14 protein-coding genes and 2 pseudogenes are annotated in these 11,098 nt (G+C 35.5%); 1 reads left to right on the forward strand and 15 read right to left on the reverse strand.

Annotated features, from left to right (window positions below):
* Positions 1–574: 574 nt before the first annotated feature.
* From FYJ25_RS13880 to FYJ25_RS14930, 3 genes are all read right to left on the reverse strand, one after another.
* On the reverse strand, positions 575–892 hold the full coding sequence (locus FYJ25_RS13880; RefSeq protein WP_243145759.1) for a helix-turn-helix domain-containing protein: 318 nt from the start codon (positions 890–892) through the stop codon (positions 575–577).
* Positions 893–1,745: 853 nt separating this feature from the next.
* The gene (locus FYJ25_RS14925; RefSeq protein ID WP_334292101.1) at positions 1,746–2,036 is read right to left on the reverse strand and encodes a response regulator; all 291 of its coding nucleotides are present in this window, start codon (positions 2,034–2,036) and stop codon (positions 1,746–1,748) included.
* 33 nt (positions 2,037–2,069) lie between these two features.
* Complete coding sequence (locus FYJ25_RS14930; protein ID WP_320069928.1) at positions 2,070–2,327, reverse strand: ATP-binding protein; 258 nt, start codon at positions 2,325–2,327, stop codon at positions 2,070–2,072.
* Between the two features lie 522 nt (positions 2,328–2,849).
* Here FYJ25_RS14930 and FYJ25_RS13890 point away from each other — a divergent pair.
* Complete coding sequence (locus FYJ25_RS13890) at positions 2,850–3,509, forward strand: Crp/Fnr family transcriptional regulator (protein ID WP_154581558.1); 660 nt, start codon at positions 2,850–2,852, stop codon at positions 3,507–3,509.
* A gap of 120 nt (positions 3,510–3,629) precedes the next feature.
* Here the strand turns inward: FYJ25_RS13890 and FYJ25_RS13895 are convergent, their stop codons facing one another.
* From FYJ25_RS13895 to FYJ25_RS13950, 12 genes and pseudogenes are all read right to left on the reverse strand, one after another.
* Positions 3,630–5,321: an FAD-dependent oxidoreductase gene (locus FYJ25_RS13895; RefSeq protein WP_154581559.1), complete on the reverse strand. Its 1,692-nt coding sequence runs from the start codon at positions 5,319–5,321 to the stop codon at positions 3,630–3,632.
* A 1-nt stretch (position 5,322) separates the two neighbouring features.
* Positions 5,323–5,644 (reverse strand): annotated as a pseudogene (locus FYJ25_RS13900) (rhodanese-like domain-containing protein).
* 12 nt (positions 5,645–5,656) lie between these two features.
* Positions 5,657–5,962, reverse strand: coding sequence for a thioredoxin (gene trxA / locus FYJ25_RS13905; RefSeq protein WP_005421612.1), 306 nt, complete (start codon positions 5,960–5,962; stop codon positions 5,657–5,659).
* Positions 5,963–6,054: 92 nt separating this feature from the next.
* Entirely contained in the window at positions 6,055–6,801 is a 747-nt protein-coding gene (locus FYJ25_RS13910; protein ID WP_055183213.1) for an SDR family NAD(P)-dependent oxidoreductase, read from the reverse strand.
* Between the two features lie 153 nt (positions 6,802–6,954).
* On the reverse strand, positions 6,955–7,113 hold the full coding sequence (locus FYJ25_RS13915; RefSeq protein ID WP_005339874.1) for a rubredoxin: 159 nt from the start codon (positions 7,111–7,113) through the stop codon (positions 6,955–6,957).
* A 94-nt stretch (positions 7,114–7,207) separates the two neighbouring features.
* On the reverse strand, positions 7,208–7,582 hold the full coding sequence (locus tag FYJ25_RS13920; RefSeq protein WP_154581560.1) for a desulfoferrodoxin family protein: 375 nt from the start codon (positions 7,580–7,582) through the stop codon (positions 7,208–7,210).
* 181 nt (positions 7,583–7,763) lie between these two features.
* A complete protein-coding gene (rbr, locus tag FYJ25_RS13925) occupies positions 7,764–8,306 on the reverse strand; it encodes a rubrerythrin (RefSeq protein ID WP_044923706.1) in 543 nt (180 codons plus the stop codon).
* 5 nt (positions 8,307–8,311) lie between these two features.
* Entirely contained in the window at positions 8,312–8,944 is a 633-nt protein-coding gene (locus tag FYJ25_RS13930; RefSeq protein WP_044923703.1) for a flavin reductase, read from the reverse strand.
* A pseudogene (locus FYJ25_RS15090) lies at positions 8,937–9,331 on the reverse strand (Fur family transcriptional regulator). Before FYJ25_RS15090 ends, FYJ25_RS13930 begins: the two are co-directional and overlap by 8 nt.
* Before the next feature lie 140 nt (positions 9,332–9,471).
* A complete protein-coding gene (gene yaaA, locus FYJ25_RS13940) occupies positions 9,472–10,221 on the reverse strand; it encodes a peroxide stress protein YaaA (protein ID WP_154581561.1) in 750 nt (249 codons plus the stop codon).
* Positions 10,221–10,676 (reverse strand): thioredoxin-dependent thiol peroxidase, encoded by a 456-nt coding sequence (gene bcp, locus FYJ25_RS13945; RefSeq protein ID WP_055183217.1) that lies wholly within the window; start codon positions 10,674–10,676, stop codon positions 10,221–10,223. Before bcp ends, yaaA begins: the two co-directional genes overlap by 1 nt.
* 3 nt (positions 10,677–10,679) lie before the next feature.
* Positions 10,680–10,892 carry a DUF6219 family protein gene (locus FYJ25_RS13950; protein WP_005351472.1) on the reverse strand — a complete coding sequence of 71 codons (213 nt, stop codon included), beginning with the start codon at positions 10,890–10,892 and terminating at the stop codon, positions 10,680–10,682.
* Positions 10,893–11,098 lie beyond the last annotated feature (206 nt).

The raw sequence follows: 11,098 nt of genomic DNA on the forward strand, positions 1-11,098 counted from the left end.
GGGGTGCATAGTTACATTCTAAGAATTTATGATAAAGGTTTCCACCACCGGAATGGCGGTTTCCTTAAAAACGGATTTGCGGTTTCCTGAGTCCGGACAGCAGGGACACGGAACCCGGATTATTCACTCTATAATTCAATAATAATTTTCTCAAAGGCAGATTGAAGATGTATCACATTTTCTTTCTGTCTTTTCACTTTTCATATATCCCTTAACTAAATTAACGAAAATCAACCCTAAAATCCATTTTACCTTTCACATGAGCAATTTATCCTCTAAGCATATAAAATTAATTCTAGCACAAATAGCTTAAATTTCGTCTAACAATCTCAGGTAGAGAATCTTTTATTACATCCCATATCTAATTTCAAAAGGTATAAACTTATACCTATTCACAATTTCACAAAGAGAATTCATTAGAAAACAGTTATGCTGTAGATGCTGATGAAGATATTATCTTTCTTGTTAATTTCTTTATAAATATTTCAATTTTATACAATTAAAATTACAGCTAACTTGCTCTTTGTTCGCACAAAAAAAGAAACAGCCAAACATATATGTTTGAACTGTTTCTTCATTTCTGAAGACCTCTAAGCATCGCTAAAACTGTCTCCTGTTCTTTCGTGCTTAAATTGTCCCATATTTTAAGTATTTCTTTTTGTGATTCCGTTAAATCTACTGGATTTTTTTCTCTGAAAAATTGTGATAAAGTTACTCCCAAAGCTACACATATTTTTTCAAGAGTAATCAATGACGGCAGACTTTCCTGCGTCATAATCCTGCTAAGCGAAGACTGAGAAATCCCGGACAACTGCGATAATCGGTATTTACTGATGTCACGCTTTTCACACAAAGAAATTATATTCTTCGCAACATACTTCTCTATATGCAAGTAAATACACCTCATTTCCATCATTACATTATTCTATTGTACCTGTAATGATAGAAAATTATTAGATACTTACTTTGCAAGTATTTAGTTTCAAATCCAGAAGTATATTTTTAAAAATAAAAAGGGTTGAATAGTATATTGAAAAAATTACACATTGCCCTGGATTTTTAATCTATTCCTATTCTTTTTTCGTAGTCATTTCTTTTATATCTTTTTTTGATACTTCTTTCCATTCAATTAGAAAAATTGGATACATAATATGAAGCATACATGAAAAATTGCTCCAAATAGTAATAAACAAATCGGAATAATATATAAGAGATTTCTGTATGGTATTTTATCATAAAAATATCCTAAAATAGTCATACACACAATCCCCAATAAATAACTTCCACAAGATAAAGCCATAAGTTTCCGCTCAGATAATTTTCTTTTTTTAATTATCATTTTCTCCCCTCCTTTATAACAAAATTATACCGAATAATATTAGTATAGTCAATAAATTAAATACGAACATTTATTTTTTCTATTTTTATTATTTTTTCTTTTACTTTTGTTAATACCATCACTTATTCTGTATTGGAAAAGATAAAATCAGACATGCTTTTGAAAAAAATATGAAAAAATTTTGTTACTCTACCTATAAAGCTTTTGATAGGGTATTTAGCAACCTCTTTTACAAGTTTTTTCGCATAAATGAAATATTCCTTCACTAACTGCAAGCTTCAGAGTATATTTGGACGGTACTTTCACAGAAAATTATTTTTCTACTAATCACATATGTGAGAGTAAAAAATGCCATATAATTTTGAAAAAATCAAAAAAAGAAGGATCTATCAGGAAATAGATAGTTCTAAACAGGAGCATTTATACCAAGTGCCAGAGAATGCTGTATATCTTCTGAAAATGCATTGGCAGTCATAAAAATAATCGGAATCGTCTTTTCCAGTTCATAGGAACTCCTGCGGATTGCCATTGTTACCTCATAACCGTTCACGACAGGCATCTGTACATCCATCAGAATCATATCATACTCTCCTAGATCATAATATTCAAATTCTTCTAAAATTTTTTCACCTTTCTCACAGATTGTGCACTCTGCACTTTCTATCTTTAACAGTTCCTTTAATATCTCTACATTCAATTCATTATCCTCCGTACACAATAATCTCTTTCCTTAAAGGATACTATCAACCTTTTCATTCTTTTCTTCCCGTACTGCTGAAGAAACAAATCTATCTTCTGCAATTCTCAAATCTATGAGAACCTCAAAACAGCTTTTCTGCCCCAGTTCACTCTCCATATCAATGGTACCAACCAGATTTCTGGTAATAGCCATTCTAAGATTGGTTCCTTGTATCTTATTAGTCACAGAACCCTCAGCATGGGGAAACGGATCAAAAATTTTACTTTTGAAATCTGCTGACATACCCATGCCATTATCTCTGACTAAGAAACGGTACTTTGCATAGACAGATGACTTTGTCTCACATTCTTCTAGCAGAAACTGAATTTTTCACCTTCCTGTGTGTATTTCATTGCATTAGAAAGTAAGTTTCTGAAATTTACATCAGATGAACCTAATCCTCGTTCATCCATTCATGCTAGATGTTTTCTTTTGCGACAGTAAGCGTCTGATTTTTCTCAGCTATCTGTGAATGGAATATGGTATTGAATTTAGTAATAAAATCTAAAAGGTAAAAATCTATATACTTAAAGACTATTTTCCCTGCTTCAATATTACTCATATCCAGCACATCATTAATAATTCCTAATAGATGCTGTGATAAAATATCTATCTTCTCTGCACAAAAAATCTTGTTTTCATGATGATATCACACAAAAGAACGATGTGTTTTATTGTGCATCTTTTTATTTTTATTTGTGGCATATGTCAGCTATATAGTTGACGCGTCTCAAAAAATTAAGTATACTATGTTCAAAGGAGATAACTATTATGAGCTTTGAGAATTATTTTCCACTATGGAATGACTTAAATACAGCACAGAAAAAACTAATTTCAGACAATTTGATTACACGGAATGTAAAAAAAGGAACGATCATTCACAACGGAAACCTGGATTGTACCGGATTATTACTGGTTAAATCCGAGCAGCTTCGAACTTACATACTTTCAGATGAAGGACGAGAGATTACACTTTACCGTCTGTTCGATATGGATATGTGTCTTTTATCCGCCTCATGTATCATACGCTCCATTCAATTTGAAGTAACCATTGAAGCAGAAAAAGATACTGATCTTTGGATCATCCCTGCTGAAATCTATAAGGGCATTATGAAGGAATCTGCACCCGTCGCAAACTATACCAATGAGTTAATGGCTACCCGTTTTTCTGATGTCATGTGGCTGATTGAACAAATCATGTGGAAGAGTTTGGATAAGCGTGTTGCTTCATTTCTTTTAGAAGAGACCTCTATCGAAGGAACAAACGAGCTGAAAATCACTCATGAGACGATTGCTAATCATCTTGGTTCCCACAGGGAAGTTATCACTCGAATGCTTCGATACTTTCAAGGCGAGGGTCTCGTCAAACTCTCCCGCGGCAAAATCACAATCCTTGATCCAAAAAGACTGGAAACACTCCAAAGGTCATAAAATTGTTTTTCTGTAACATATAAAGAAGAATCCTCCATTTATCAGAATTATGAAAGCCATTCTAATAAATGGGGGATCTTTTTATATTACGAGAAAATTATAAAAATATTATGATTATTTTTAATAATCCATACCACATGCATATGACTTTTCAATCAGCGCACGGTCATTGACAACTGCATCATAGAAGCGGAATCCGCCGGAGAAGTTGTATGTTTCATATCCATTTCCTTCCAGAATACGACTGGCAATATAACTTCGCAGCCCACTCTGGCATATCAGGTAAACAGGCTTTCCCTTCTCAATTTCATTGATACGTTCCCTTAGTTCATCTACAGGAATGTTTTTGAATCCATCCATATGCCCCATGTTAAATTCACCTACAGTTCTCACATCCAGCAACACAACGCTTTTATCTCTAGAAATCTTATCCATATCTTCCAGATGCCATTGTTTTAAGGTACCTTTTGCTATATTGTCTATCATGAATCCGGCCATATTTACAGGATCCTTGGCAGAGGAATAAGGCGGTGCATATGCGAGATCCAAATCCTTCAGCTGGGTTGCCTTCAGCCCTGCATGAATTGCTGTTGCCAGCACATCAATACGTTTATCAACTCCTTCATATCCAATAATCTGAGCGCCAAGCAAACGATAGGTCTCTTTTTCAAAAACCACCTTCATGGTCATCACTTTTCCACCAGGATAGTAACCGGCATGACTCATAGGAGAAAGAATTACTGTATCTACCTCTAATCCTGACTTTTTGGCATTGGTTTCATTGATACCTGTAGTGGCTGCTGTCATATCAAACACTTTTATAATGGAGCTTCCCTGACTGCCCAGGTAACGACTATCACCACCACAAATATTATCAGCGATGATTCTGCCCTGTTTATTGGCTGGTCCTGCCAAAGAAATCAGCGCATCATTACCCGTAACATAATGTTTTACCTGAACTGCATCACCTGCAACATAAATATCCGGTACAGAGGTTTCCATTCTGTCATTCACTACAATACTTTCCTTGATGCCAAGTTCCAGACCGGCTTCTTTTGCTAATACTGTGTCTGGTGTGACTCCGATTGCCAGAACTACCATATCAGCCTGAAGGGATGGATTATCTTTCAACAGGGCCTCCACTCCGTTGTCTTTTTCTTTAAATCCTTCTACTGTATAGCCCAGTACCAGTTTTATCCCATGCTTTCTCATTTCATTATGGATCATGGATGCCATATCCGGGTCAAAAGGGTTCATCAGCTGCTTAGGCCGCTGGACAATCGTAACATCCATGCCAAGCTCTCTCAAATTTTCTGCCAGTTCCAGACCAATAAAACCGCCACCTGCCAATACAGCCGATTTTGGATGATTCTTATTTATATATTCCTTTATCCGAAAAGTGTCTTCTACAGTACGAAGTGTAAAAAGTTTATCAATACCTACTCCGGGAAGTCTCGGCTGTGTTGGCTTTGCACCTGGAGAGAGGATCAGCTTATCATAGTTTTCTTCAAATATCTCACCATTCTCTAAATTTTTCACTGAAACCGTTTTACGTTCCGGATGTATGGAGATAACTTCATGATGAATTTTCATGTTAATACGGAAGCGTTTAAAAAAACTCTCTGGTGTCTGTAGTGTAAGTTCTTCCGGGTCTGTGATCACGTCTCCAATATAATATGGAAGTCCACAATTTGCATAGGATATGTATCCGGATCTTTCAAACACAGTAATTTCAGCATGTTCATTCAGTCTGCGTATTCTTGCTGCGGCTGTAGCTCCTCCGGCTACACCGCCTACAATTATTACCTTCATCTTATTTTTCCACCTTTCCTGAGTAAGCTGCAATGCCACCGATATTATTTACTTTAGAATATCCCATTCGTTGCAGTATCCCAGTTGCCTGGCGGCTTCGTGAACCGGAATAACAGTATACAAACAGTGGGATATCCTTATCCCACGCTACAGAAGCAATATTGTCAAGTTGCTGCAACGGCACATTTTTACTTTCTGGTATATGTCCTTCCTGATTATTCCTGCGGTGTACGTACATCCAGCAGAACTGCATCATCAGTCCTTTTATATTCTTCTATGCCTTGATTAATATTCGACTGTTTAAAGAGATCAAAAAATCCCATTAGCACACTTCCCTAAAGCATTTCTAAAATCGCATTCTTAGGTCTCGCCCCTGAAACCTGCTGTACAATCTTCCCATTCTTCATAACCACTAAAGTCGGAATGCTCATAATACTGAACTTATTTGCCAGTTCAGGCTCTTCATCTACATTAATCTTTCCTACTTTAATATCTCTACGCTCACTTGCAATCTCCTCTACAATAGGTACTACCATGCGGCAAGGTGCACACCAAGATGCCCAAAAATCTAAAAGAACGGGTTTATCGGAATTCAGTACTTCGTTCTGAAAATTATTTTTATTGATATTAATAGCAGACATTTTACAGTCCTCCTTATCTTTTTCTTTTTGTAGATTTATTATAGTCTTAATTTCATTTATTTTCCGTGATTACATCACCATACCTCATTAACTTAACTTCTTGCCATACCATCTACACTTAATATAACACCCGTAATGTAACTCGCCTCATCTGAAGCAAGAAACACAAACGCATTGGCAATATCTTCTGGCTGTCCAAGACGACGCAATGGAATTCTTTCAATCATAGGTTCGATAACTTCCTTTGGCACGGCCTTCATCATATCAGTTTCTGTAATCCCAGGTGCAACAGCATTAACACGAATACCTTTAGGTCCTAGTTCTCTTGCTAATGATACAGTTAATCCGTTTACTGCAAACTTCGATGCCGGATAAGCAAACCCACTTGGCTGTCCCGAAATACTCACCATGGAAGAAGTTGAGAGAATGACCCCCTTGCCTCTTGCCACCATACATTCTGCTGCTATACGAGTAGTATTAAATACTCCTTTTACATTTAGATCCATGACTTTATCGAAAGTCTCCTCTGTATAATCCATAAATGGGGTGTTTTCTGAAATCCCTGCATTATTTACCAGTATGTCGACACATCCATATTTTTCAGTTACCTCTTTAAAAGCCTTTCTGACAGACTCCATGCTTGCCAGATTTGGACTAATTCCAGCAACTATTGCATTAGGATATTTTTCTTTTAATTTATCTACAGCAACATCTGCCGATTCCTGTGAACTTGCTGCCAATACAACTGAAGCACCTTCCTTCAAGAATTTATCAGCTGTAGCAAATCCTATACCACGGCTTCCTCCCGTAATGATTGCAACTTTATCTTTTAATCTCATTTAGACTACCTCCTTACTTTGTTTGTAGTTACATTATAAGCAAAAGGTAAATCATTTTCTGTGATATCATCACAGACTATCGCAATAAAAAACCCTGTTGCTCACACGCACCAGGGTTTTTGTTTATCTATCCTTATTTAAATAATCAGAATTTTATTCAACTTCTGAAAACTGATCTTTTCCAACATTACATAATGGGCATTCAAAATCTTCCGGAACATCCTCCCACTTTGTTCCTGGTGCAATACCACCTTCAGGATAACCTTCTTCTTCATCATATTCCCATCCGCAAACGTCACATACATATTTCATTAGTTTGTTACTCCTTATAAATATATTAATACACAGCATATATTACTGTTGTATCTGAATTATTTTGTAATCTTAGCACGAATGTCAAGTGTTTTTAGCATTTCCATAATCCATGCAGGTTGCAATACGCATATACTTCTTCTACCAATTCACCATCGCAAAGACAAAAATCTGCTACTGGCTCCTGCCCTGGATTTAACTGTTTTCTATATATTCCCTGATTGGTACTTAATGTAATCCACTCAATAAAATGCTCTTCAAACATAGGATGTTTTGTCTCTCCGACTACAACATGAACATGACTACCTTCCACTGTATATACAGGTACATGCTTCTCAACAGCAGCATCTGTCACTCCTGCTTTTAATTCCTGCATAGGTTCTCCGCAACAAATCACGGGTACACCTTTATCCTTTACCATTTCAATAATGTTCTCACAATGATTGCATACATAATATTTTACTTCCATCTTTTTTATCTCCTATGTTTAAAATTTAAAATCCAATTATTTCTGTAACTTTTTCAAAGCAGCCGCCGATTTTTTTAACTTTAATGCTTCTTCACCAATTGATGCAGAACCAACAAAACCACAGCCTATCATTACTGCTTTTTTTAATAATCACTTGCTTATTTATAATAATCTCTTCTCTTTAATAGTTCTCTTCACGTACTTCAAAATAACTCTGTGGATGGTTACATACTGGACATATCTCAGGTGCCTTTGTTCCTACCACAACATGTCCACAGTTACGGCATTCCCATACCTTAACTTCGCTCTTTTCAAATACCTGTGCTGTTTCAATATTCTTAAGAAGTGCACGGTACCTTTCCTCATGATGCTTCTCAATCTCTCCTACTGCTCTGAATTTAGCAGCAAGCTCTGGAAAACCTTCTTCTTCAGCTGTTTTAGCGAAACCTTCATACATGTCTGTCCACTCGTAATTCTCACCTTCGGCAGCTGCTGCTAAATTTTCTTTTGTATCACCAATTCCCGCTAATTCTTTGAACCACATCTTAGCATGTTCTTTTTCGTTATCAGCTGTTTTTAAAAATAGTGCAGACATCTGCTCATAGCCTTCTTTCTTTGCAACAGAAGCAAAAAAAGTGTACTTATTTCTTGCCTGGGACTCTCCCGCAAATGCCTCCTGTAAATTTTTCTCTGTCTGTGTTCCTGTGTATTTGTTTGTAGCCATTTCATTTACCTCCATTTTTTAACTACTTTTTCAAAATCTGATGCCGGGTGTTTGCATATAGGACATATAAAATCATCGGGTAATTCTTCACCTACATATTCATATCCGCAAATCCTACAACGCCATATTGTCTGACCATCATCGGTTTTTCCAACTTCCCTTGGCTTAGGTTTTATATTATTCTGGTAATACTCATATGTAACTGAAGGAACATTACTTAAAGTTTCCATATCGGTTATCTCACCGATAAACATCGTATGTGAACCTAAATCTTCTGTTTTATTAACAGTTACAGAAATGTATGCATTTGTCCCTTCCGTAATATAATAAACACCATTTGTACTCCTGGCACACTTATCAAATGCTTCAAACTTATTGATATTTCTCCCTGATTGGAAGCCAAAATGTTTAAATAATTCAAACTCCACACTCTGACTCAGAACTGATACTGTAAATTTTCCAGTTCTTTTGATCATATCATGCGTATAATTTGCTTTATTAACACAGATACTTAGTTGGTTTGGTTCTGAAGCCGCCTGAATTGCTGTATTAATAATACATCCATTGTCTTTTTCATCTTCCTTGGCAGTCAATACAAACAATCCATAACTCAGCTTATACATTGCTTTCTCATCCATAATTTTCCTCCTTGCATTTTGGGTAAATACCTTTAAATGAAATATCATAATCTAAAAATTCAATTTCATGAGTATTATGATTTTTTTATAACAAGTCCGATATTTCGTCCATATCCACATCTGAAATCTCACCATATTCTACACACCTGACATGGTAGTGTTTTTCAATATGAAATCGAATCTGTTCGGTCCATCCGGGACTTCAATCTTTCTAAATGCACCTTACTCTACCAATATATCAAGATTTCTATAAACAGCTCCTTTTCCAATTGTAGGATACCTTTCTTTTATAAGGTCATAAACTTCATTTACTGAAACATGCTTTTTCATCTCAGATACAGTATTTCTTAGCAGATCTTTCTGAATTGTGCTTCTTCTATTTATTATCCACTCTCCTTTATTAGGATTTATTATTAGTTAGAATTATATGCCTATTTTAATCTATTGTCAATTAATAACAGAAACAGCTCTTATTATCATAATAAATTAACATTACAGACTGCCTTTTATTTAAATTAATCATTTAATTATTCTTTTTTCCGTTCAAAAACATATTCTGCATATGATGATAAATCAGATCGGAATGAATAACCTAGTCTATCAAATTTCTTAATATCCTCAGGATTTTCAATACTATTTTCAGCCATGAACCTAACCATTTCACCACGTGCCATCTTAGCATATGTACCTTTTGTCACCAGTTTATCTCCTGATAACTCACAAAATACAATCGTAATATATCTGTCCTGTGGTGTCAGATACTTTTCTATACATTTTGAGTATTCTTTTGATGCAAGATTAATGATAATCCTACTGTCATCGATTACTGAGCGGTATAACAATTCTCCCCAGTACTCATACAGATTTTTTGCATCTCCAATTCCAACCTTTGCCTGCATTTCAAGACGATAAGGAGTCACACCATCCATTGGTTTTAAAATGCCATAAAACGCAGACAAGATTCTTAAATGATTTTGCAAATACTCAAACTGCTGGATTTCAAACACAGATGGTGCCATATATTGAAATGCAATCCCTTCATATGCTAAAACAGCCGGAGTAAGCCTGTTATAAAGATCCATATTTTCCAATCTGTTAAAGTTCTGCTCTGCAATCTTGTCATTACATTTCCAGATAGCTTTCAGTTCTTCTTTTGATTTGCTTTTCATCCAGTTTAATACTTCTGCTGTCTTATCAATATAGACAGGCAGTTCAACCGGTGCTAAGTTATCGGTATCTACAATCATCTTTTTTGCAGGTGATAAAATAATCTTCATTATGCCAATTCCTTAAGCATATTTTCAGGATCATCTGCCGCCTTGACTTTATCATTTGCCTTTATAATGATTCCCTGCTCATCAATAAGATATGTAGTTCTTACTACACCCATAGATACTTTTCCATAATTTTTCTTTTCTTTCCAGACATCATATGCTTCAATAACTTTACGCTCCGGATCTGCTAATAGCGTAAATGCCAGTCCGTATTTTTCTTCAAATCTCTTGTGAGACGCTACAGAGTCCTTGCTTACTCCGAGAATAACAGCTCCCTTCTCAGTAAACTGTGGATAACGCTCAGAAAAGCCACATGCCTGTTTCGTACATCCTGCTGTATTATCCTTGGGATAGAAATATAAAATTACTTTTTTTCCTGTATAATCCGATAATCTATGTATTTTCCCATTTTGATCTGGCAACTCAAAATCAGGTGCCTTGATTCCTACTTCCAGCATTATTTATTCCTCACCCTCTGTAACTTTCTCTTTTTTTGCCTTTTCTTTCCTATTCCCGGTAATCATTTTATGACCTGTATATATCGCCATTACCATACATAACATGGAACTTAAAGCAAAGTATTTGTGACTTGAGTTTAGCTTTTTATATCCAGTGTAAAAGGTCCCAAGCATTGTGACTAATGCTCCTACTGACCAATATTTATGTGCTTTCATGTAATTCCTCCATTTTTCCAGTGTATTTAATTATAATTATACTCCGTCATATAGCAATTATCAATCAGATATTTTTTATATTTATACAGTTTGCACAACAAAAAGAAACGTTGCTGTCACATTTTATTGCAACAGCAACGAATTACATCTGTCGATATGAAACAAATTGGTATCATTGCCAAGAAAATATAGGCAAGAATTTCTCA

The sequence above is a fragment of the Anaerobutyricum soehngenii genome (genome assembly GCF_009697165.1).
GTDB lineage: Bacteria > Bacillota > Clostridia > Lachnospirales > Lachnospiraceae > Anaerobutyricum > Anaerobutyricum soehngenii.